Source organism: Kitasatospora sp. NPDC059160, from assembly GCF_042755465.1.
Classification (GTDB): Bacteria; Actinomycetota; Actinomycetes; order Streptomycetales; family Streptomycetaceae; genus Kitasatospora.
This window is the reverse complement of the sequence record NZ_JBHZCN010000001.1, coordinates 192,673-214,405: the sequence shown is the minus strand read 5'-3', so window position 1 is coordinate 214,405 and position 21,733 is coordinate 192,673. Positions and strand designations below refer to the sequence as shown.

Sequence of the window (21,733 nt, the reverse complement as noted above, 5' to 3'; positions counted from 1 at the left end):
CATCCGCTTCGATCCGGCTCCGCGGCCGTGGGAGGATCGAAGGGCCATGACTGCCATCACCGCCACCGAAGCCGCCCCCGCGCCGCCACTGCCCCTGCCGCTGCTGCACTCGACCGTCATCGACTGGTACGAGGCCAGCAAGCGCGACCTGCCCTGGCGGACCCCCGACGCGACGCCCTGGGCCGTCATGGTGAGCGAGTTCATGCTCCAGCAGACCCCGGTGAAGCGGGTGCTGCCCGCCTGGCAGGCCTGGATGACCCGCTGGCCCACCCCCGCCGCCCTCGCCGCCGAGGCGCCCGGCGAGGCGGTCCGGATGTGGGGCCGGCTGGGCTACCCGCGCCGCGCGCTGCGCCTGCACGCGGCCGCCGTGGCGATCACCGAGGAGCACGGCGGGGAGGTCCCGGACGACCACGCCACGCTGCTCTCGCTGCCCGGGGTGGGGGAGTACACCGCCGCGGCCGTCGCCTCCTTCGCCTTCCGCCAGCGGCACGTGGTGCTGGACACCAACGTCCGCCGGGTCTTCGCCCGCGCGGTGACCGGCGTGGAGTACCCGGCCACCGCCACCACCGCCGCCGAGCGCCGCACCGCGACCGCGCTGCTGCCGGACGACGCCGGGACGGCCGCCACCTGGGCGGTCGGCGTGATGGAGCTGGGAGCCCTGGTCTGTACCGCCCGGGGCCCGGAGTGCGGGGAGTGCCCGCTGTTCACCGTCTGCGCCTGGCAGCGGGCCGGCCGCCCGCCGTACGAGGGCCCCGCCCGGCGCGGCCAGACCTACGAGGGCACCGACCGCCAGGTGCGCGGCAAGCTGCTCGCGGTGCTGCGCGAGGCGCACGGCACCGTCCCGCAGGCCCGGCTGGACGCGGTCTGGCCGGATGCGGTGCAGCGCGCCCGGGCCCTGGACGGACTGGTCGCCGACGGCCTGGTCGAGCCGGTCGAGCAGGGCGTCTACCGGCTGCCCCAGTAGCCGGCGGCGAAGCCCCCCCGGACAACGAGGACGGCGCCCCCGGGAGATCCCTTCCCGGGGGCGCCGTCGTCCGTGGGCGGTCGTCAGACGGCCGCCGCCTCCAGCGAGGCCTCGGCCGGCTTCTCGCCCTTGCCGGTGCCGCGCAGCGGCACCTCGCGCAGGAACAGTGCGGCGGCGATGGCGATCACGGCCACCCCGGCGCCCCACAGGAAGACGGTGTGCATGCCGTTGGACACGGCGTGGTGGTAGGCGTCCTGGACGACCTCGGGCAGCTTGCGCAGCTCGGCCGGGCTCACCTGGCCCGGGTCCTTCGCCCCGCCGCCGGCCGAGGCCTGCTCGCCCAGGCGCGAGGTCATGGTGTCCTTCACCCGGTTGTTGAACAGGGCGCCGAACAGCGCGACACCGAAGGAACCGCCGATGGTGCGGAACAGGGTGGCGGTGGAGCTGGCCACGCCCATGTCCTTGAGCTCCACGCTGTTCTGGGCGACCAGCATGGTGATCTGCATCAGGAAGCCCATGCCCGCGCCGAGCACGACCATCCAGCAGGCCGAGGTGAAGCTGCTGGTCCCGACGCCCATGGTGGAGAGCAGGACCATGCCGGCGGTCATCACGACGGTGCCGATGATCGGGAAGATCCGGTACTTGCCGGTCTTGGTGACGGCCTGGCCGACCACCAGCGAGACGACCAGCATGCCGAACATCATCGGCATCAGCAGCAGGCCGGAGTTGGTCGCCGAGGCGCCCTGGACGATCTGCTGGTAGAGCGGCAGGAAGACGGTCGAGCCGAACATCACGAAGCCGACCACGAAGCCGATGATCGAGACCAGGGTGAAGTTCAGGTTCTTGAAGAGGCTCAGCGGGAGCATCGGCTCCTGGGCCCGCTGCTCCACGTAGCAGAAGGCGATCAGCGAGGCGACGGCGAGCGCGGCCAGGCCGAGGATCTCCTTGGAGCCCCAGGCGTACTGCTGGCCGCCCCAGGTGGTGATCAGCACCAGCGAGGTGATGCCCGCGGTGAGCAGCACCGCGCCCGGGTAGTCGATCCGGGCGGTGTTGGTGACCTTCGGCAGCTTGAGGGTGACGACGACCACGGCGAGGGCTATCAGGCCGAGCGGCAGGTTGATGTAGAAGGTCCAGTGCCAGCTCAGGTGGTCGGTGATGAAGCCGCCGACCAGCGGGCCGCCGATGGTGGCGAGGGCCATCACGGCGGCGAACATGCCCTGGTACTTGCCGCGGTCACGCGGCGGGACGAGCGCACCCATGATCGACATGACGCCGACCATCAGGCCGCCGGCGCCGAGGCCCTGCACGGCGCGGAAGCCGATCAGCTCGTTCATGTTCTGGGACAGGCCGGACAGCGCCGAGCCCACCAGGAAGATCACGATCGAGGTCAGGAAGATGCCCTTGCGACCGTAGAGGTCGCCGAGCTTGCCCCAGATCGGGGTGGAGGCGGCGGTGGCCAGGGTGTACGCGGTGACCACCCAGGAGAGGTGCTCGGCGCCGCCGAGGTCGCCGACGATGGTCGGCATCGCGGTTCCGACGATCAGGTTGTCGAGCATGGCCAGCAGCATCGTGACGACCAGGCCGACCATCACGAGGCGGATCTCGCGGGGTGACCGCGGCTGCTCCTCCTCGGTCGCCTTGTCCTCCGGTACCGGGCCGGCGGTCTTGGACTGTGACATGGGGTGGGGTCTCCCGGAGGGGTGTTTCGGACGGGCCTCGCGCCGCGGTGCGGATCACTTACTTGACGCCCGGCTAGTTTATCGATCGTCGGCACGGTAGGCTTTTTACTAGCCGGTCGTCAAGCCAGTTTTAAGACCGAGCGCCTGGGCAGGGAGAATGGGCCCGGGGCGGACGCCACCCTGGGTCCGCAGCCGTCACCGCAGCAAGTCACCGCAGCAAGTCACCGCAGCCGTCACCGACGCAGTCAACGAGGCAGGCCATGGGCACTCCGCACAGCCCCCGCAGCGACACCCGGGCTCGCATCATCGAGGTGTCGTTGGAGCTCTTCTCGGAGCAGGGCTACGAGCAGACCTCGCTGCGTGAGATCGCCGACCGACTGGGCGTCACCAAGGCCGCGCTGTACTACCACTTCAAGACCAAGGACGACATCGTCCTGGGCATCGTGGAGCGGATGGCCGCGCCGATCGACGAGATCATCGCGTGGGGCCGGGAGCAGGAGGCCTGGAGCCCGGAGATGCGCGACGAGTTGATCCGGCGCTACGCGGACGGGATGACCGAGCGGGCCCCGCTGCTGCGCTTCTTCCACGAGAACCAGCCCGCGCTGCGGGAGTCCCCGGCCGGGCTGGCGTTCCGGGAGCGCGTGATCACCATGATGCAGCTGGTGCACGGACCCGACGCCGGGTTCCGCGACCGGCTGCGGGCCACGATGGCGCTGTTCACCGCCCACTCGGCGTTCTTCCTGCTCAAGCAGGACTCCTCCGACTGCGGCGAGACCGAGAACGTGTGGGGCGAGAAGCTGCCGGCCGCGGACCTGGAGGAGGCGCTCGAAGCGGCCCGCGAGGTCGCGCTGGAGATCAGCAGCCGGATCGGCCGACCCACCACCGGCACCACCGGCTGATCACCGCGGCACCGCGGCACGGCGTCCTAGAACGCCGTGACGCCGTGCGCGGAGAGGTAGGCGATCGGGTTGACCACCGCGCCGTAGCGGTTGCTGGTGCGGATCTCGAAGTGCAGGTGCGGCCCGGTCGAGTTGCCGGTGTTCCCGGACAGTCCGACCCGTAGGCCCGCCGGCACCCGGTCGCCGGCCGACACCGAGACCGCCGACAGGTGCGCGTACTGCGCGAAGTGCCCGTCGGCCAGCCGCAGCACGACCTCCTTGCCGTACGCGCCGTCCCAGCCGGCCGAGACCACGGTCGCGTCGCCGACCGCCAGCACCGGCGTGCCGGGGGAGACCGCGAAGTCCACCCCGGTGTGGTACCCGGCGGCGTAGCTGCGGTTGGGCTTCCCGAACGGGTTGCTGGTCGGCGCGTCCGGCGCCGGCGCCGACCAGTCCGGCGCGGGCGCGGGGTCCGGTGCGGCCTCCGGCTGCGCGCCGGGCTGTTCGGCGGGCGCGGGCTCCGCGGCGGCCGGGTCGAGCGGCAGCAGGTTGGGCGCCACGGCCACGAAGGCCTGCGCCGAGGCGGCGTCGTCCGGCAGCTTGTACGGGCTCGGCCCGGCCACCTGCACCAGGCCCGGGTTGGGCACCTCCGCCCGCGGGGCCGTGAAGGCCGAGCTGCCGGGCGTGGTCGGCCGTACGGTCTGCGCCGAGGCGCTGCCCGGAGTGGCGATCAGCAGCACGCCCGCCAGCAGCGCGGCGGCCGCCCCGGCCGAGGCCACCGCGTGGTCGCGCTCGGTCCGCTGCCGGCTGCCCGGCAGGGTGGCGTGCCGGGGGGTCGTGAGCAGCCGCAGCGACGGTACGGCGCGGCTGCGGACGGCCTGGCCGATCCGCGGCTGCCAGACGGCCGCCTGGGCCGTCGCGCGGACGGCGAGCCGGCGCAGGGCCGGCCCCACGGGCGGGACGTTGGACATCGCGGGTCGTACCTCACGGTCGTGCGGGGGCAGCACGGAAACGCCCGGTCGGGCGGTCGGCTGCGCTGGGGAGCACTCAGCTTTAACCGTCACCGAGCGCAGCCCCAAACCCGGCGATGTACTACCCCGTGTAGTCGGCGTGGCGCCGGGATTCCCGCCGACGGAGTAATGATCATGAGATCGGATCGCCGAGGCCCGACCGGGTCCACGCCGCGGTCCCGCCCCGCCGACTACTAGGCCCGGTCGTACCGCGCCGAACCGCTGTGACCAGCGCCACCCGGTGCGCGCGCTCCCGGGCGGAGCCGGCCGACGGAAAGCGCCCGGCCGCCGAAGAGCGCCCGGCCGCCGAAAAGCGTCCGGCCCGCCCCCGCGCGGTGGCGGGGGCGGGCCGGACGTGGAGAACTCAGTGCCGCGCGATCACGGCCTGACCGTCAGGACGATCAGTTGTCGACCGGGCGGACCCGGATCCAGGTCTCCAGGTAGTTCGCGGACTCGTTCTCGACCTCGATGCTGGTGCCGGTCTTCGGCACGTCCACACCGGCGTACTGGTCGTCCTTCGACCACCAGGACTTCAGGTCGTTGAACTCGTCGACGCCCTTGGACTTCGGGATGACGGTCTCGACGTCGGCCTTGTGCAGGGTCAGCGCCGGGACGCGGCGCGAACCGAAGGTCGAGTCGAAGCCCTGCATGCGCGGACGCATCAGGGTGCCGTCGGACCACTTGATCGGGGCCGGGTGCGAGTCGACCGGCAGGACCAGGCCGTGGCCCGGGTGGGCGCTGACGTTGTTGTCGGTCTGCGACTCGTCCCAGTACCAGATCAGCAGGCCGGGCTGGTACGAGTAGTGCTCGACCCAGCTGGGCTTGGCGGCCGAACCGAAGTTGTACGGGCCGGTCTTGAGGGTCTGGTCGAACGACACGTACTGCTTGTTCTCCGCGATGTAGTACTGCGCGTAGTCCTTGGTGTACGAGCCGCCGAAGCGGGTGAAGCCGGCGGCGGTCCAGCCGTTGTCGCCGTTCTCCACGTCGTCGCTGAACACGGTGGCACCGTCGGCGACCACGGCGATGTTGTCCGCCGCGAAGCCGCGGTAGTGCAGACCGCCGTCAGTGGTGTTGTGGTAGCGGAACTGGATCTTCTTGCCCGCGTAGGCGTCCAGGTTGAACGACAGGTCGCCCCAGGCGGCGGTGAGGCCGCTGAGGGCCGGGCGGCCGTTCTCCTTCGGGAGGGCGGCGCCGTTCCAGGTGCCGTCCACCACGGTCCAGGTCTTGCCACCGTCGGTGGAGACCTCGCCGAAGGCGTAGTCGAAGTCCGGCTCCAGCTCGTACCAGGCCTTGGCGTTGATGCTGGCCTTGGTCTTGCCGGTCAGGTCGATGTCGCGGGTCAGCGTGACGTTGAGGTTGTCGGCGCTGCCGCTCCACCACTCGTTGTTGCCACCGAAGGGCTTGTTGATGTCGGTGGTGATGCTCTTCTTCGGCAGGTCGACGATGAGCGCCTGCGGAAGGTTGGTGTTGTACTCGACCGGGCCGATGTGGTGCGTCGACTCGGTGCCCGCCTTGGCGCGGTCGACCTTGAGCCAGCCGAGCTGGTACTTGCTCCAGGCGTCGAGGTCGTTCGGCATGTCGCCGATGCTGTCCTTGCCCTCGCCGAGCCAGGAGCCGGAGGACATCAGGGACCAGAAGCCGACCGAGTTGTCGATGCCCTTGCCGGCGGTGTCGTAGAGGTCCGGCAGACCGAGGTCGTGGCCGTACTCGTGCGCGAAGACGCCGAGGCCGCCGTTCTCCGGCTGCATCGTGTAGTCGCCGATCCAGAAGCCGGAGTCACCGACCTGGACGCCGCCGAGCTTGTTGTTGTCCGGGCCGGCCTGGCCGGTCAGGTTGCCGTAGACGTACGAGCGGTGCGCCCACAGGGCCTTGCTGCCCTGCTTGCCGCCACCGGCCGACTTGTCCTCACCGGCGTGCACGATCTGGAAGTGGTCGATGTACCCGTCGGGCTGGTTGAAGTTCCCGTCGTGGTGCGACCCGTAGCGGTCCCACTGGTCGTACGAGGCCAGCGTCGCCTTGACCTGCTCCTTGGTCTGACCCTTCGCCAGCTGGTCCTTGTACCAGATGTCGACGGCGTCGCGGATCAGGTCCTGGGCGCTGGAGCAGACGTTGGAGCCGCAGTAGTCGGAGCCGTAACGGGCCTCGTTCCACGGCACCCGGACCCAGTCCGAGACCACGCCGTCGACCGTGTAGCGGCCCGAGGACTGCTTCTCGTAGAAGGTCTTCAGCGAGGGCTTGTCCTTGGCGAAGTACAGGTCCTGGTAGTGCTGCTGGTTGTAGTCGGCCTGCCAGGCGGTCGAGTTGTTCGTGGCGCGGTCGGGCGCCTCGATCTCGTTGTGCTTGGGGCCGGCCTCGCCGCCGTACTTGACCTTGCCGTCGGCGGTCTTGGTGGTGTTGTCGACCTGGTCGCCGAAGTCGACCAGGATCGTGAAGATCTTGTCCGAGCGCTCACGGGGGAGCTCGACGTACTTGTCCTTGCCGAGCTTCACGCTGGTGCTGCCGTTGTGCTGCTCGACCTGGGCGGTGCCGTTGAGCAGCTGCTCGGTGGCGGCCTTCTTCTCCGCGTCGACCTTGGCGGTCAGCGGGCCCGGGATGTTGTGCTCGGTGTTGACGGACTGGACGGCGTCGGCCGGGTCCTTCGGAACCGGTGCCGAGCCGGCCGCGACGGCGCTGCTCGGGAACAGACCCGCGCCGAGCGTGACTATGACCGCCGCCGCGGTGGTGACCGCTGCGGCTCTCCTGGTGGTCTTCAACGTTGTGACGCCCTCCCCGACCGAGCTGACTCTTGGCCAAGGCCCGGTAAACCAATATGAAAGACAGGTGGACGTCATTTGACCGAAGTGGAGCTGGAAAAGATAGACCTTGACCCTGACATGGCCACGGCGCTATGCTCGCCGATTTCATGTCAGCTGACGGCAGGTCAGAAAACGCCTGGTCCGGGCCCTGCGCGGGAATCCGGAACGCAACGAGCCCCCGGCGCGGACGCCGGGGGCTCGTGGCTGTGAAGTTGTCTGTTAAATGTTGGTCTACTTCGTCAGGTCCGGACCGGACGAAGCGACCTCGGCCGGGGTGTCCGCGACGGCCGACTTCTCCTCGCCGCGGAAGGTGAACTTGGCGTCCTTGCCGTCGCCGTCCACGTCCACGACCACGATGTGGCCGGCCCGCAGCTCGCCGAAGAGGATCTTCTCGGAGAGGTGGTCCTCGATCTCGCGCTGGATGGTGCGGCGCAGCGGACGGGCGCCCATGATGGGGTCGTAGCCGCGCTTGGCCAGCAGCTTCTTGGCCTCGACGCTGAGCTCCAGGCCCATGTCCTTGTCCTTGAGCCGCTCGTCCACCTTGGCGATCATCAGGTCGACGATCTGGATGATGTCGACCTCGGACAGCTGGTGGAACACCACGATGTCGTCGACGCGGTTCAGGAACTCGGGGCGGAAGTGCTGCTTGAGCTCCTCGCCGACCTTCGCCTTCATCCGCTCGTACCCGGTCTGGGAGTCACCCGTGGCCGCGAAGCCCAGGTTGAAGCCCTTGGAGATGTCCCGGGTGCCGAGGTTGGTCGTCATGATGATGACGGTGTTCTTGAAGTCGACCACGCGGCCCTGGGAGTCGGTCAGACGACCGTCCTCCAGGATCTGCAGCAGCGAGTTGAAGATGTCCGGGTGGGCCTTCTCGACCTCGTCGAAGAGGACGACCGAGAACGGCTTGCGGCGGACCTTCTCGGTCAGCTGGCCGCCCTCCTCGTAGCCCACGTACCCGGGCGGGGAGCCGAACAGCCGGGAGACGGTGTGCTTCTCGGAGAACTCGGACATGTCGAGCGCGATCAGCGCGTCCTCGTCGCCGAAGAGGAACTCGGCGAGCGTCTTGGACAGTTCGGTCTTACCGACGCCGGACGGGCCGGCGAAGATGAACGAACCGCCGGGGCGCTTCGGGTCCTTGAGGCCCGCACGGGTGCGCCGGATGGCCTGGGAGAGCGCCTTGATGGCGTCCTTCTGGCCGATGACGCGCTTGTGTAGCTCGTCCTCCATGCGCAGCAGCCGGGAGGTCTCCTCCTCGGTCAGCTTGAAGACCGGGATGCCGGTGGCGGTGGCCAGGACCTCGGCGATGAGCTCCTCGTTGACCTCCGCGACGACGTCCATGTCGCCGGCCTTCCACTCCTTCTCGCGCTTGGCCTTGGCCTGCAGGAGCTGCTTCTCGTCGTCGCGCAGGGACGCGGCCTTCTCGAAGTCCTGCGCGTCGATCGCGCTCTCCTTCTCGCGGCGCACGTCGGCGATCTTCTCGTCGAACTCGCGCAGGTCCGGCGGCGCGGTCATCCGGCGGATGCGCATGCGCGAGCCGGCCTCGTCGATCAGGTCGATCGCCTTGTCCGGCAGGAAGCGGTCCGAGATGTACCGGTCGGCCAGGGTGGCGGCGGCGACCAGGGCGGCGTCCGTGATGGAGACCCGGTGGTGGGCCTCGTAGCGGTCGCGCAGACCCTTGAGGATCTCGATGGTGTGCGGCAGCGAGGGCTCGGCGACCTGGATCGGCTGGAAGCGGCGCTCCAGCGCGGCGTCCTTCTCCAGGTGCTTGCGGTACTCGTCCAGGGTGGTGGCACCGATGGTCTGCAGCTCGCCGCGGGCCAGCATCGGCTTGAGGATGCTGGCGGCGTCGATGGCGCCCTCGGCGGCGCCCGCACCGACCAGGGTGTGCAGCTCGTCGATGAACAGGATGATGTCGCCGCGGGTGCGGATCTCCTTGAGCACCTTCTTGAGGCGCTCCTCGAAGTCACCGCGGTAGCGCGAGCCGGCCACCAGGGCGCCCAGGTCCAGCGTGTAGAGCTGCTTGTCCTTGAGCGTCTCCGGGACCTCGCCCTTGACGATCGCCTGCGCCAGGCCCTCGACCACGGCGGTCTTGCCGACGCCGGGCTCACCGATCAGGACCGGGTTGTTCTTGGTGCGGCGGGACAGCACCTGCATGACCCGCTCGATCTCCTTCTCGCGCCCGATGACCGGGTCGAGCTTGGCCTCGCGGGCGGCCTGGGTGAGGTTGCGCCCGAACTGGTCCAGGACCAGCGAGGTCGACGGGGTGCCCTCGGCGGGCCCGCCGGCCGTGGCCGACTCCTTGCCGCCGCTGGTCTGGTAACCGGAGAGCAGCTGGATGACCTGCTGGCGCACCCGGTTGAGGTCGGCACCCAGCTTCACCAGGACCTGGGCGGCGACGCCCTCGCCCTCGCGGATCAGGCCGAGCAGGATGTGCTCGGTGCCGATGTAGTTGTGGCCGAGCTGCAGGGCCTCCCGGAGCGACAGCTCCAGGACCTTCTTCGCCCGGGGGGTGAAGGGAATGTGACCGGACGGGGCCTGCTGGCCCTGGCCGATGATCTCCTCGACCTGCTGGCGCACGGCCTCAAGGGAAATCCCGAGGCTCTCCAGGGCCTTGGCGGCGACGCCCTCGCCCTCGTGGATCAGACCCAGGAGGATGTGCTCGGTGCCGATGTAGTTGTGGTTGAGCATCCGGGCTTCTTCCTGAGCCAGGACGACAACCCGCCGCGCGCGGTCGGTGAACCTCTCGAACATCGTTTATCGCTCCTCAGAGCGGTCGGGCAGTTCGGGGTCCGTCCCCGCCCTGTCCTTCCGCATGCTAGTCCCGCTCAGCGGCGCGGCCCACGGATTCACTCCCCGGTAGAGGAGCGAGATGCTGCGCGACCAGCCGACACCAATCCCAACCTGATGCTGGGAATCGGTGTTCCCACAGGTGGGCCGGATGCACCGGAAACCGCTACGCCATCGGCGAACAAGAGTCGCCGGGGCGGAGCCGGGTCCTCTTCGGCCGGTCGCACATGCTGCCCCTGGACAGGTCGAAGAACCCGTCCACCTGCATTCATACCCGGTATCGGGGCGGTTCTCGCGCAGTTTCCGCGGTGGCGGTGTTCGCCTGGCGAGAAGTCCGGCCGCGGTGACGGTGGTTCGACGGCGGCCGGGGACGGTCGTACGCCATCCCGGGGTGTCCGCGTTACCGCTTCGCCCCTACAGCGTTGCACAGCTCGTGATTGTTCCGCCGCCCGAGCCCGCAGCCCCGGCCGGCCGGGCAGGCCCGGGCCCCGGGGCCCCGGTGCGGCGGCCGGCCCGGTGCGCGCCGCGGGGCGCGGAGGTGTCACCTCCGCGCCCCGCGCGTGTGTCGTCGGTGCCGTACGCGGCCGCCGGGGCCCCGCATCCGCTCCGGCGGGCCGGTGGTGGCGCCGGGGTCAGGCCACGTTGGCCTTGTCGTAGGCCTCGCGGACGGTGCTCGGCACCCGGCCGCGGTCGTTGACCTCCATGCCCTGCTCCTTGGCCCACGCGCGGACCTTCGCGGTGTCGGGAGCGCTGCCGGACGGCCGCGCAGCGGCGGCGCGGCCCGGGCGGCGGGGCCCGGCCAGCCGGCCGCTCTGCTTGCGGCCCTTCTCCAGGTAGGGCGCCAGCAGACCGCGCAGCTTGTCCGCGTTGGCGCTCTTCAGATCGATCTCGTAGGCAACGCCGTCGAGCGCGAACGTCACCGTCTCGTCCGCCGAACCGCCATCGAGATCGTCTTCAAGAATGACCTGCACCCTCTGTGCCACGGGCTTCCCTTTCCGCTAAACGACCCATTGCCTAAGGAAAGGAAAGCGCCTTTCTGCGGAAAACACAAACCCTTGACCGGCGCGGAGCCGCTCAGAGGTGCAGCAGCATGCGTGAGTTGCCCAGTGTGTTGGGCTTCACCCGCTCCAGGTCGAGGAACTCCGCGACACCTTCATCGTACGAGCGGAGGAGTTCTTCATAGACGTCCGTAGCGATCGCCGCCGGGTCTGTCGTACCATCATCGGTTTCCTGGAGCTCCCCGATCTCGACGAAACCGTGTTTCGCGAAGAACGGAACCTCGAACGTCAAGCAGAAAATCCGACGGACGCCCAGCCAGCGGGCGGTCTGCACCAGCTTCTCCAACAGCACGTGCCCGATCCCGAAGCCCCGGCAGGACGGATCGACCGCGAGGGTGCGGACCTCGGCGAGGTCCTCCCACATCACGTGCAGGGCGCCGCAGGCCACCACCGCGCCGTTGTCGTCGCGTTCCGCGACCCAGAACTCCTGGACGGATTCGAACAGTGTGACTGTGGGCTTGTCGAGCAGAATGCCGTCGCGCGAGTAGGCGTCGATGAGCCCGCGTACGGCCCGTACGTCCGTGGTCCGCGCGCGGCGGATGGTGACCTCCATGGCGGGACGTTATCGCGTCGCGCCCGGCGGGGTCTCCCCGGTATCCGCTCCGCCGGTATCGGGGCCGTCCGCGGGGGAATCCGGGGCGGGCTGATCCGCCGCTGGATCGGGCGGGAACAAGGCCGCGACCCGCAAGGCGTCCCGGAGGGCCTCGCGCTGCTCCGGCGACATCAGGCCGAAGAAGTGGACCAGGGCCGCCGCGGGATTGTCGCCGGTGGCCCAGGCGTCGTTCATCAGGGCCGCCGTGTACGCCTCACGCGAGGAGACCGGTTCATATCGATAGGCCCGGCCCACCCGCTCGCGGCGCAGCCAGCCCTTTCTGTGCAGCTTGTCCAGGACGGTCATCACCGTGGTGTACGCGATTTCGCGTTCCGACTGCAGATCCAGGAGAACCTCGCGAACCGTCACCGGTCGGTTCCACCGCCACACCCGGGTCATGATGGCGTTCTCAAGTTCGCCGAGTTGCCGGACCATAGTGCGGCCAGGATAGGGAGTGAATGGGGCAAATCTTGTGAAGTGCGCCAAACCGGCGCGCCGCCACCCCCGGGAATCGGGAATGGCGGCGCGGGTGGTTCGGAGCGGCTGACGACGCCAGTCGATCAGTCGGTGTCTTCCTTGGCCTTCTGGGCCCCGCCCTGGCTGCGGATGATGGCCCGCACCAGGAATCCGAAGCCGATCGCCATGACCAGCGGCGGCACGATCGCGCTGACGTAGTCCATCAGGTCACTCCTCCTCGGTCTTCTCCGCCGCGGCGGCGGAGGCCTTCGGCTCCGGCTTCACCAGCGGGAAGAGCACGGTCTCCCGGATGTTCTTGCCGGTCAGCAGCATGATCAGGCGGTCCACGCCGAGGCCCAGGCCACCGGTCGGGGGCATCGCGTACTCCAGGGCGCGCAGGAAGTCCTCGTCCACCTGCATCGCCTCGACGTCGCCGCCGGCGGCCAGCAGGGACTGCGCGGTCAGGCGGGCGCGCTGCTCGACCGGGTCGACCAGCTCGGAGTAGGCGGTGCCGATCTCGGTGCCGAAGATCACCAGGTCCCACTTCTCGGCCACGCCCGCGACCGAGCGGTGCTGGCGGGTCAGCGGGGAGACCTCGGTCGGGTAGTCCTTGATGAAGGTCGGCCGGACGGCGTTCTCCTCCAGCAGGCGCTCCACCATCTCCAGCACGATCTGGCCGTGGCCCCAGTTCTTCTCGAACGGGATGCCGTGCTCGGTGGCCAGCGCGCGCAGCTCCTCGACGGAGGTCTCCGGGGTGACCTCGACGCCCAGGTGGGCGGAGATGCCCGGGTAGACGCTGACCTCCGCCCACGGCTCGGCCAGGTCGATCTCGTGCTCCACGCCGTGCGGGTCGAGGCCCTTGATCACCGTGGTGCCCAGGGCGTCCCGGGCGGCGTTGACGATCGTCGCGCGGATCAGCTCGGCCTGGGTGTCGTAGTCGCCGTAGGCCTCGTACGACTCCAGCGAGGTGAACTCCGGGTTGTGGGTGGAGTCCGCGCCCTCGTTGCGGAAGTTGCGGTTGATCTCGAAGACCTTCTCGGCGCCGCCGACCACCAGCCGCTTGAGGTACAGCTCGGGGGCGATGCGCATGTAGAGGTCGATGTCGTACGCGTTGATGTGCGTCTTGAACGGACGCGCGTTGGCACCGCCGTGCACCGGCTGCAGCATCGGGGTCTCGACCTCGATGTAGCCGCGGTCCTCGTAGGTGCGGCGGATCGAGCGGACGACCTTGCTGCGCAGGTGCAGGATCTCGCGCGCCTCGGGGTTCACGATCAGGTCGACGTAGCGCTGGCGGACCCGGGCCTCCGGGTCGGTCAGGCCCTTGTGCTTGTCCGGCAGCGGGCGCAGGCACTTGGCGGTGAGCTCCCAGCGGTCCACCATCACCGACAGCTCGCCGCGCTTGGAGGTGATCACCTCGCCCTCGACGCCGACCTGGTCGCCCAGGTCGATGTCGGACTTCCAGGCCGCCAGCCGCTCGGCGCCGAGCTTGTCCAGGGAGAACATCACCTGGAGGTCGCCGGAGCCGTCGCGCAGGGTGGCGAAGCAGAGCTTGCCGCCGGTGCGGGACAGGATCACCCGGCCGGTGATGCCGGCGCGCTCGCCGGTCGCGGTGTCGGGTTCGAGGTCCGGGTGCTTGGCACGCAGGTCCGCGATGGTGCTGGTGCGGGGGAATCCGACCGGGTACGGGTCGACCCCGGCCGCCCGGAGCCGGTCCAGCTTCTCGCGCCGGACGCGCATCTGCTCGGGAAGGTCGTCGGTCGCGGGGACAAGGCTCTGATCGCTCACCCCACAAGGGTAGCCAGCCACACACGGTGCTCCGCGACCGGATATCGCCGGAGGGGAGGCCGTCGGACCGACGGCCTCCCCTCCGGGGCGGGTGCGGGCGGCTCAGCCGGTGCCGGTGGCGAGCTCGACCTCCTCGCCGTCCCGCCCGGCCTCCGGGGCGGGCCGGGCCGGAGGCTTGGGGCGGCGGCCGAAGAGTTCGGCCGGGGTGGGCATCCGGTGCGGGCGGGGCGGGGTCTGCGCGGCGGCGGGCTGCTCCGGGCGGGAGTCCCGGGAGTCGGTGCTGCTCATCGTGATCCGTCCTCCTACAGGGGTGGGGTGACTGCTGGGTGGTGCGGCGGGGTTCGGTACGGCCACCAGGTGGCGCGGCTGCCCGGTGGAGAGCGCCAGGCGCTCACGGACGGCGGCCTCGGCCAGGGCGTGGCAGCGCCCGGCGAGCCGGGAGCGGCGGGCCCGCTCGCCGTGGCCGCAGGGCTGGCGGGTCAGCCCGCGCAGGGCGGTGAGGTCCTCGGGTCCGGGCAGGTAGCCGTCGGTCACCGCCTCCTCCAGGCGCTCCAGGTAGCCGGGGGCGCTGCCGGGCAGGGCGGCGCGGTAGCGGCCGAGGTCGGCGAGCAGGAAGGCGCGCAGCCGGCCGCCCTCCTGGACGGCCTCGTCGATGGCCTCGGTCAGGTGCAGGGCGTCCTGGACGTCCTCCGCCCACAGCTCGGCGCCGGGCCCGGCGAGCGCCGTCCGGTCGGGGGCCTGGAGGTGGACGGGGACGGCGGGGTGCAGGGCTTGGGCGAGGGCTCGGCGCAGCACGCGGACTTCGTCGGCGCTGAAGGCCATGCCGCCGCGCGATCCGTGTGGCGTAGGCATGGGTTGACACTACGTGAGGAATATCCGATTTGTCGGTAACGTCGCGCGGAATTCCGCGCGGTCGGCCCGCTGGAGAAACCTTTCGCCAAGCCTGTGACGCTGCCCCGCACCCACCGGGTCAGCCGAGTGACCGGGGGTGCGGGGCAGCGGGGACGGCGGGCGGGGTCAGCTCGGCCGGTTGCGCTCGTACACCAGGCGCAGGCCGATCAGGGTCAGCCAGGGCTCGTGCTCGTCGATGGTGGTGGCCTCGCCGAGGACCAGCGGGGCGAGCCCGCCGGTGGCGATCACCTGGACGTCGTCCGGGTCCTTGGCCAGCTCCCGGGCCATCCGCTCGACCAGGCCGTCGACCTGACCGGCGAAGCCGTAGAGGATGCCGGACTGCATGCCCTCGACGGTGTTCTTCCCGATCACGTTGCGCGGCCGGGCCAGCTCGATCTTGCGCAGCTGGGCGCCGCGGACGCCGAGCGCCTCGACCGAGATCTCGATGCCGGGGGCGATCGCGCCGCCCACGTAGTCGCCGCGCGCGTTGACGGCGTCGAAGGTGGTCGCGGTGCCGAAGTCGACCACGATGCACGGGCCGCCGTACAGGTGGTTGGCGGCCAGCGCGTTGACGATCCGGTCCGCGCCGACCTCCTTGGGGTTGTCCATCAGGACGTGCACCCCGGTCTTCACGCCGGGCTCCACGATCACTGCGGGGACGTCGCCGTAGTAGCGGCGGGTCACCTCGCGGAGCTCGTGGAGCACGGCGGGGACGGAGGAGCAGATCGCCAGGCCCTCCACCGCGGCCTCCCGGACCGCGGTGCGACTGCCCGTCAACCCGTGCAGCAGCACCGCCAGTTCGTCGGCCGTGCGGCGCGGATCGGTGGAGATCCGCCAGTGTTCCACCACTTCCTCGCCGTCGAACAGGCCGAGCGTGGTCTGGGTGTTGCCGACGTCGATGGTGAGGAGCACGGGAACGCTTTCTGCGAGTCGGGACGGGATCGGGGCAGGAACCGCTCTCGACCTGACGGTCAGGCGCGCAGGTCCAGGCCGATGTCCAGGATCGGCGAGGAGTGGGTCAGCGCGCCCACGGCCAGGTAGTCGACACCAGTCTGGGCGACCTCGCGCGCGCCGGCCAGGGTCAGTCCGCCGGAGGCCTCCAGCTTCGCCCGGCCGGCCACCAGCGCGACGGCCTCCTTCAACTGCTCGACGGTGAAGTTGTCCAGCAGGATCAGGTCCGCACCGGCCTCCAGCACCGGGGGGATCTGCGCCAGCTCGTCCACCTCGACCTCGACCGCCAGCTCCGGGTACGCGGCCCGGACGGCCCGGAAGGCCTCGGCCACGCCGCCCGCGGCGACCACGTGGTTGTCCTTCACCAGGGCGGCGTCCGAGAGCGCCATCCGGTGGTTGGCGCCGCCGCCGCAGCGGACCGCGAACTTCTCCAGGGCGCGCAGGCCCGGGGTGGTCTTGCGGGTGTCCCGGACGACCGCGCCGGTGCCCTCCAGGGCGTCCGCCCAGGCCCGGGTCGCGGTGGCGATGCCGGACAGGCGGCAGAGCAGGTTGAGCGCGCTGCGCTCGGCGGTCAGCAGGTCGCGGGTGCGCGAGCGGACCGACAGCAGCACCTGGCCGGCCTCCACCCGGTCGCCGTCCTGGACGTGCCGCTCGACCTCGAACTCCTCCTCGCAGACCAGCGAGACGACCGCCTCGGCGACCCGCAGGCCGGCCACCACACCGGCCTGGCGGGCGGTGAAGTCGGCGGTCGCGACCGCGTCGGCGGGCACGGTGGCCACCGAGGTGACGTCCTCGCCGCCGGCCAGGTCCTCGGCCAGCGCCAGGGTGGCGATGTCCTCGACCTCGATCGGGTCCAGCCCGGCCTCCTCCAGCAGCTCGGCCAGCTGCGGGTCCAGGCCGGTCTCGTAGCCCTCGCCGTCCCCGCAGGCGCAGCCGTCGCCGCAGCCGCCCTGGTCGGCCAGGGGGAGTTCCTCGTGCGCGTGGGTCATGGTTCTACTGCTCCTCGGGAGTGCTGACGGGGTCGCCGGAGGCGGCGAGGGTGGTGATCAGGTGGCGCCGCCAGTGGGCGTCGTCGCGTTCGGGGAAGTCCTCGCGCCAGTGGCCGCCGCGGGTCTCCTCGCGCTGCGCGGCGGCCGCCACCAGGGCGGTGGCGACCAGCAGCAGGTTGGCGGCCTCCCAGGTCTCCACCCGGGGGTCGGCCGGCTTCTCCTCGGCCACGTGGGAGCGGGCCTGCTCGCCGAGCAGGGCCAGCCCGGCCGCGGCGTCGGCCAGCGAGGCGGCCGAGCGCAGCACGCCCGCGCCGCGCGACATCAGCCGCTGGATCTCGGCGCGCGCCTCGGAGGCCGGCAGCGGCACCGGCCGGGCGGCCTGCGCGGCGGCCACGTCCACGGTGCGCTCGGGCAGTTCGCCGGCCGTGTGCCGCTCGGCCAGGTCGGCGGCGATCCGCTCGGCGAAGACCAGGCCCTCCAGCAGGGAGTTGGAGGCCAGCCGGTTGGCGCCGTGCACCCCGGTGCAGGCGACCTCGCCGCAGGCGTACAGGCCGGGGACGGAGGTGCGGCCGTGCCGGTCGGTGCGGATGCCGCCGGCGGCGTGGTGCGCGGCCGGGGCGATCGGGATCGGCTCGGTGACCGGGTCGATGCCGTGCGAGCGGCAGGAGGCCAGGATGGTGGGGAAGCGGTGCTCCCACATCTCGGCCCCGAAGTGCCGCCCGTCCAGGAACATGTGGTCGGAGCCCTGCTCCTGCATGCGCCGGGTGATGGCCTTGGCGACGATGTCGCGCGGGGCGAGTTCGGCCAGCTCGTGCTGGCCGACCATGAAGCGCACGCCGTCCGCGTCCACCAGGTGGGCGCCCTCGCCGCGCACGGCCTCGGAGACCAGCGGCTGCTGGCCCGCGGCGTCCGGGCCGAGCCAGAGCACGGTCGGGTGGAACTGGACGAACTCCAGGTCGGCGGCGGCGGCGCCGGCCCGCAGGGCCAGGGCCACGCCGTCGCCGGTGGAGACGGCCGGGTTGGTGGTGGCGGAGAAGACCTGCCCCAGGCCACCGGTGGCGAGCACCACGGCGCGGGCCCGGACGGCGCCGACGCCGTCGCGCTGGCCCTCGCCCATCACGTGCAGGGTCAGCCCGGCGGTGTGGCCCTCGGCGTCGGTCAGCAGGTCGAGGACGAGCGCGTGCTCGATCAGTTCGAGGTCCGGGTCGCTGCGGACGGCGGCGACCAGGGCGCGGGAGACCTCCGCGCCGGTGGCGTCCCCGCCCGCGTGCACGATCCGGTGGCGGTGGTGGCCGCCCTCGCGGGTGAGCAGGATCTCGCCGTCCGCGTCGCGGTCGAAGGCCGCGCCGACGGCGATCAGCCGGCGGACGGCGTCCGGGCCCTCGGTGACCAGGGTGCGGACGGCCTCCTCGTCGCAGACGCCGGCGCCGGCCACCAGGGTGTCGTCCAGGTGCTGCTCCGGGGTGTCCCCCTCGCCCAGGGCGGCGGCTATGCCGCCCTGGGCCCAGCGGGTGGAGCCCTCGTCCAGCACCGCCTTGGTGACCACCATGGCCCGCAGGCCGGCCTTGCGGACGTTGAGGGCGACGGTGAGACCGGCGATGCCGGAGCCGACCACGACCACGTCGGTGGCGGCGGTCCAGCCCGGGGCCGGGGCGGTGAGGCGGTGCGTAGCGGACATGACTCAGTGGCTCCTTCAGCGCGTGGCCGTGGTGGCCGCGCCGTCCTCGTCACGGTACGCCGCGTCGCCGCGGAGCAGTCCGCTGCCCTCCGGGGCCTGCGCCGGGTCGCCGCCGAAGCCGGTGATCCGGTTGTTCCCGTCCACGAAGACCACCTTCGGCTCGTAGCCCTTGGCCTCGGCCGTGTCCATCTGCCCGTAGGCGATGAGTATGACGAGGTCGCCCGGGTGGACCAGGCGGGCGGCGGCGCCGTTGATGCCGATCACGCCGGTGCCGCGCGGGCCGGCGATGGTGTACGTCTCCAGCCGGGCGCCGTTGTTGATGTCGACGATGTGGACCAGCTCGCCGGGGAGCAGGTCGGCGGCGTCGAGCAGGTCCTCGTCCACCGTGACCGAGCCGACGTAGTGCAGGTCGGCCTGGGTCACGGTGGCCCGGTGGATCTTGGACTTGAGCATGGTGCGGAGCATTGCGGGTCACGCCTCCTGTGAGTGCATGCCTGAGGGGTTGAACTACCTGTTCGGCGAACTGTTCAGCGAACGATTCCGTGCTGGACGGTCAGCTGCCTAGCGGCAGATGACGTGAACGTTGTCGATCAGGCGGGTCGAGCCCACCTGTGCGGCGACGGCCAGCACCGCCTCGCCCTGGAAGTCGTCCGCCGCCTCGGAGAAGTCGTGCGGGTCGATCAGGGCGAGGTAGTCGAGGGTGACGCCCTCGGCGCCGTCCAGGACGGCGGAGGCGGCCTCGCGCACGGCCTTCGGGCCCTGCGCGGCGACGTCCCGGCCGGCGAACAGGGCCTTGGACAGGGCGAGGGCGCGGGTGCGCTCCTCCTCGGAGAGGTAGCGGTTGCGCGAGGACAGCGCCAGGCCGTCCTCCTCGCGGACGGTCGGCACGCCGACGATCTCGACGTCGAAGTCCAGGTCGGCGACCATCCGCTGGATGAGCGCCAGCTGCTGGGCGTCCTTCTCGCCGAAGAAGGCGAAGTCCGGGTCGGTGATGTGCAGCAGCTTGGCGACGACGGTCAGCACCCCGTCGAAGTGGCCGGGGCGGGTGGCGCCCTCGAAGCGCCCGCCCATCGGGCCGGCCGCCAGGCGCACCTGCGGCTCGCCGTTCGGGTAGACCTCCTCGACGGACGGCGCGAACACCACGTCGGCGCCGTTCTCCTCGGCCAGCTTGACGTCGGCGTCCAGGGTGCGCGGGTAGCGCTCCAGGTCCTCGGCCGGGCCGAACTGCAGCGGGTTGACGAAGACCGTGACCGCGACCCGGCCCTCCCGGCCGACCTGCTTGCGGGCGGCCCGGACCAGCGCGGCGTGGCCCTCGTGCAGGGCGCCCATGGTCATCACCACGGCGTTGTCCACCGGGCTCTCGTCCGGCCAGAACGCGGCCTCGAAGTCGTCCACGGTGTGGGTGACGACGGCCCGGTGGACCTTCGGCGCCCGCTGGGCCTTGCTCGGCTGCTTCCCGCGTGCCATCAGTGCTTCTCCTCGTTCAGTACGTCCAGCAGCGCCGCCGCCGACGCGTCGTCGATCGTCCCGTTGGCGAGCGCCCGTTGCGCGGTGGCGCGGGCCATCGCCCGGTACGCCGCCGGGATGTCCGGGGACACCGTACTGAGCTGCGCCAGGTGGCGCCGTACGGTGCCCGCGTCGCCCCGGGCGACCGGGCCGGTGAGGGCCGCGTCGCCGGAGCGCAGGCTGTTGTCCAGGGCGGCGCCGAGCAGCGGGCCGAGCATCCGGCCGGGCTCGGCGACGCCGGCCGTGCGCAGCAGGTCCATCGCCTGGGCGACCAGGGTGACCAGGTGGTTCGCGCCGTGCGCGAGGGCGGTGTGGTAGAGCGGGCGGACCTCCTCGGGCACCCACTCGGGCTCGCCGCCCATCTCCACCACCAGCGCCTCGGCGACCGGCCGCAGCTCCTCGGGGGCGGTCACCCCGAAGGGGCAGCCGGCCAGCCGGGCGAGGTCCACCGAGGTGCCGGTGAAGGTCATCGCGGGGTGCAGGGCCAGCGGCAGCGCCCCGGCCCGGGCGGCGGGCTCCAGGATGCCGACGCCGTGCGCGCCGGAGGTGTGCACCAGCAGCTGGCCGGGGCGGACCGCCCCGGTGGCGACCAGCCCGGCCACCAGGTCGGCGAGCGCGTCGTCCGGGACGGTCAGCAGCACCAGGTCGGCGGCGGCCATCACCTGCGGCGGGGTGACGATCCGCACGCCCGGCAGCAGGGACTCGGCGCGGCGGCGGGAGGCGGCGGACACCCCGGAGGCGGCGACCACGGTGTGCCCGGCGAGCTGCAGGGCGGCGCCCAGCGCGGGGCCGACCCGGCCGGTGCCGACCACGCCGACGGCGAGCCGGGCCGGTCGGCTGCTGGGGTCGCCGAGGCCGTCGGCGAGCGGGGCGAACTCTCCGAAGTCGGCGAAGTCGGACGAATCCATGTCCACCCTTGTCCTGAATGACCGTTCCGGTCCGCGTCGGGTACCGGACGTACCGCCCCAGTGTACGGGCGGCCCCGGCAGTCGTCCCTGGGCGTGGCTAGGCCCTAGTCGGACGCCCCGGCCCGGATCAGCCCGGCCTCGTACGCCAGCACCACCGCCTGGACCCGGTCGCGCAGCCCCAGCTTGGCCAGGATCCGGCCGACGTGGGTCTTCACGGTGGCCTCGGAGAGCACCAGCCGGGCCGCGATCTCGCCGTTCGACAGGCCCTGGGCGACCAGCAGGAACACCTCCCGCTCGCGCTCGGTCAGCGGGCCCAGGACGTCCGAGCCCGGCGCGCTGTGCGGGGTCGGCAGCACCTCGGCGAAGCGGTCGATCATCCGCCGGGTGGTGGTCGGGGCGACCACGGCGTCCCCGCCGTGCACCGCGCGGATCGCGGCCACCAGCTCGGTCGGCGGGACGTCCTTGAGCAGGAAGCCGCTGGCCCCGGCCTTGAGCGCGGCGAAGGCGTACTCGTCCAGGTCGAAGGTGGTGAGGATGAGCACGTGCGGGGCGTTCGGCAGCGGGCTGCCGTCCTCGGCCAGGCAGATCCGGCGGGTCGCCTGCACACCGTCCAGGCGCGGCATCCGCACGTCCATCAGGATCACGTCCACCTGCGTGTGCCGCAGCCGCTCCAGCGCCTGGGCGCCGTCGCCCGCCTCGGCGGCGATCTCGATGTCGCCCTGCGACTGGAGGATCATCCGGAAGCCGGTGCGCAGCAGTTCCTGGTCGTCGACGAGCATCACGCGGATGGTCAAGGTGGCTCCTAA

The 21,733-nt window shown here is 71.5% G+C and carries 18 protein-coding genes; 2 read left to right on the top strand and 16 right to left on the bottom strand.

Features of this window, described 5'->3' with window-relative positions:
- Nucleotides 1-46: 46 nt before the first annotated feature.
- Nucleotides 47-964, top strand: a complete 918-nt coding sequence (locus ACFXOZ_RS00985; protein ID WP_380586259.1) for an A/G-specific adenine glycosylase — start codon at nucleotides 47-49, stop codon at nucleotides 962-964.
- Nucleotides 965-1,047: 83 nt separating this feature from the next.
- Here ACFXOZ_RS00985 and ACFXOZ_RS00980 read toward each other — a convergent pair whose 3' ends face one another.
- Nucleotides 1,048-2,643, bottom strand: coding sequence for an MDR family MFS transporter (locus tag ACFXOZ_RS00980; RefSeq protein ID WP_380522913.1), 1,596 nt, complete (start codon nucleotides 2,641-2,643; stop codon nucleotides 1,048-1,050).
- A gap of 260 nt (nucleotides 2,644-2,903) precedes the next feature.
- Between ACFXOZ_RS00980 and ACFXOZ_RS00975 the strand changes: the two genes are divergently transcribed.
- Entirely contained in the window at nucleotides 2,904-3,542 is a 639-nt protein-coding gene (locus ACFXOZ_RS00975) for a TetR/AcrR family transcriptional regulator (RefSeq protein WP_380522912.1), read from the top strand.
- Between the two features lie 26 nt (nucleotides 3,543-3,568).
- Here ACFXOZ_RS00975 and ACFXOZ_RS00970 read toward each other — a convergent pair whose 3' ends face one another.
- From ACFXOZ_RS00970 to ACFXOZ_RS00900, 15 genes are all read right to left on the bottom strand, one after another.
- Nucleotides 3,569-4,492 (bottom strand): M23 family metallopeptidase, encoded by a 924-nt coding sequence (locus tag ACFXOZ_RS00970; RefSeq protein ID WP_380586256.1) that lies wholly within the window; start codon nucleotides 4,490-4,492, stop codon nucleotides 3,569-3,571.
- A gap of 440 nt (nucleotides 4,493-4,932) precedes the next feature.
- Complete coding sequence (locus ACFXOZ_RS00965; protein WP_375881672.1) at nucleotides 4,933-7,284, bottom strand: immune inhibitor A domain-containing protein; 2,352 nt, start codon at nucleotides 7,282-7,284, stop codon at nucleotides 4,933-4,935.
- Between the two features lie 273 nt (nucleotides 7,285-7,557).
- Complete coding sequence (locus tag ACFXOZ_RS00960; protein WP_375881675.1) at nucleotides 7,558-10,077, bottom strand: ATP-dependent Clp protease ATP-binding subunit; 2,520 nt, start codon at nucleotides 10,075-10,077, stop codon at nucleotides 7,558-7,560.
- Nucleotides 10,078-10,745: 668 nt separating this feature from the next.
- The gene (locus ACFXOZ_RS00955; protein WP_375881678.1) at nucleotides 10,746-11,096 is read right to left on the bottom strand and encodes an Lsr2 family protein; all 351 of its coding nucleotides are present in this window, start codon (nucleotides 11,094-11,096) and stop codon (nucleotides 10,746-10,748) included.
- 91 nt (nucleotides 11,097-11,187) lie between these two features.
- The gene (locus ACFXOZ_RS00950; protein ID WP_375881681.1) at nucleotides 11,188-11,724 is read right to left on the bottom strand and encodes an amino-acid N-acetyltransferase; all 537 of its coding nucleotides are present in this window, start codon (nucleotides 11,722-11,724) and stop codon (nucleotides 11,188-11,190) included.
- Nucleotides 11,725-11,733: 9 nt separating this feature from the next.
- Nucleotides 11,734-12,198 carry a BlaI/MecI/CopY family transcriptional regulator gene (locus ACFXOZ_RS00945; RefSeq protein ID WP_375881683.1) on the bottom strand — a complete coding sequence of 155 codons (465 nt, stop codon included), beginning with the start codon at nucleotides 12,196-12,198 and terminating at the stop codon, nucleotides 11,734-11,736.
- 249 nt (nucleotides 12,199-12,447) lie between these two features.
- On the bottom strand, nucleotides 12,448-14,004 hold the full coding sequence (gene lysX, locus ACFXOZ_RS00940) for a bifunctional lysylphosphatidylglycerol synthetase/lysine--tRNA ligase LysX (protein WP_375881685.1): 1,557 nt from the start codon (nucleotides 14,002-14,004) through the stop codon (nucleotides 12,448-12,450).
- A gap of 102 nt (nucleotides 14,005-14,106) precedes the next feature.
- Nucleotides 14,107-14,856, bottom strand: a complete 750-nt coding sequence (locus ACFXOZ_RS00935; protein ID WP_375881688.1) for a hypothetical protein — start codon at nucleotides 14,854-14,856, stop codon at nucleotides 14,107-14,109.
- 165 nt (nucleotides 14,857-15,021) lie between these two features.
- The gene (locus ACFXOZ_RS00930; protein WP_375881691.1) at nucleotides 15,022-15,807 is read right to left on the bottom strand and encodes a type III pantothenate kinase; all 786 of its coding nucleotides are present in this window, start codon (nucleotides 15,805-15,807) and stop codon (nucleotides 15,022-15,024) included.
- A gap of 59 nt (nucleotides 15,808-15,866) precedes the next feature.
- On the bottom strand, nucleotides 15,867-16,835 hold the full coding sequence (gene nadC / locus ACFXOZ_RS00925; protein WP_375881694.1) for a carboxylating nicotinate-nucleotide diphosphorylase: 969 nt from the start codon (nucleotides 16,833-16,835) through the stop codon (nucleotides 15,867-15,869).
- 4 nt (nucleotides 16,836-16,839) lie between these two features.
- Entirely contained in the window at nucleotides 16,840-18,513 is a 1,674-nt protein-coding gene (locus ACFXOZ_RS00920; RefSeq protein ID WP_380405477.1) for an L-aspartate oxidase, read from the bottom strand.
- A 15-nt stretch (nucleotides 18,514-18,528) separates the two neighbouring features.
- Nucleotides 18,529-18,978: an aspartate 1-decarboxylase gene (gene panD, locus ACFXOZ_RS00915; protein WP_375881700.1), complete on the bottom strand. Its 450-nt coding sequence runs from the start codon at nucleotides 18,976-18,978 to the stop codon at nucleotides 18,529-18,531.
- A 96-nt stretch (nucleotides 18,979-19,074) separates the two neighbouring features.
- Entirely contained in the window at nucleotides 19,075-19,980 is a 906-nt protein-coding gene (gene panC, locus ACFXOZ_RS00910; RefSeq protein ID WP_375881702.1) for a pantoate--beta-alanine ligase, read from the bottom strand.
- Nucleotides 19,980-20,927: a Rossmann-like and DUF2520 domain-containing protein gene (locus tag ACFXOZ_RS00905; RefSeq protein ID WP_375881705.1), complete on the bottom strand. Its 948-nt coding sequence runs from the start codon at nucleotides 20,925-20,927 to the stop codon at nucleotides 19,980-19,982. The genes panC and ACFXOZ_RS00905 overlap by 1 nt, the downstream gene beginning before the upstream one ends.
- 104 nt (nucleotides 20,928-21,031) lie before the next feature.
- Nucleotides 21,032-21,721: a response regulator gene (locus tag ACFXOZ_RS00900; RefSeq protein ID WP_375881707.1), complete on the bottom strand. Its 690-nt coding sequence runs from the start codon at nucleotides 21,719-21,721 to the stop codon at nucleotides 21,032-21,034.
- Between the last annotated feature and the right edge of the window lie 12 nt (nucleotides 21,722-21,733).

Excerpts from the sequence above, each read along its gene's own strand:
- ACFXOZ_RS00920 (WP_380405477.1), bottom strand. The coding sequence starts at position 18,513 with ATGTCCGCTACGCACCGCCTCACCGCCCCGGCCCCGGGCTGGACCGCC.
- ACFXOZ_RS00960 (WP_375881675.1), bottom strand. The coding sequence starts at position 10,077 with ATGTTCGAGAGGTTCACCGACCGCGCGCGGCGGGTTGTCGTCCTGGCT.
- panC (WP_375881702.1), bottom strand. The coding sequence starts at position 19,980 with ATGGCACGCGGGAAGCAGCCGAGCAAGGCCCAGCGGGCGCCGAAGGTC.
- ACFXOZ_RS00970 (WP_380586256.1), bottom strand. The coding sequence starts at position 4,492 with ATGTCCAACGTCCCGCCCGTGGGGCCGGCCCTGCGCCGGCTCGCCGTC.
- ACFXOZ_RS00945 (WP_375881683.1), bottom strand. The coding sequence starts at position 12,198 with ATGGTCCGGCAACTCGGCGAACTTGAGAACGCCATCATGACCCGGGTG.
- ACFXOZ_RS00985 (WP_380586259.1), top strand. The coding sequence starts at position 47 with ATGACTGCCATCACCGCCACCGAAGCCGCCCCCGCGCCGCCACTGCCC.
- ACFXOZ_RS00950 (WP_375881681.1), bottom strand. The coding sequence starts at position 11,724 with ATGGAGGTCACCATCCGCCGCGCGCGGACCACGGACGTACGGGCCGTA.
- ACFXOZ_RS00975 (WP_380522912.1), top strand. The coding sequence starts at position 2,904 with ATGGGCACTCCGCACAGCCCCCGCAGCGACACCCGGGCTCGCATCATC.
- nadC (WP_375881694.1), bottom strand. The coding sequence starts at position 16,835 with ATGACCCACGCGCACGAGGAACTCCCCCTGGCCGACCAGGGCGGCTGC.
- panD (WP_375881700.1), bottom strand. The coding sequence starts at position 18,978 with ATGCTCCGCACCATGCTCAAGTCCAAGATCCACCGGGCCACCGTGACC.
- ACFXOZ_RS00905 (WP_375881705.1), bottom strand. The coding sequence starts at position 20,927 with ATGGATTCGTCCGACTTCGCCGACTTCGGAGAGTTCGCCCCGCTCGCC.
- ACFXOZ_RS00935 (WP_375881688.1), bottom strand. The coding sequence starts at position 14,856 with ATGCCTACGCCACACGGATCGCGCGGCGGCATGGCCTTCAGCGCCGAC.
- ACFXOZ_RS00980 (WP_380522913.1), bottom strand. The coding sequence starts at position 2,643 with ATGTCACAGTCCAAGACCGCCGGCCCGGTACCGGAGGACAAGGCGACC.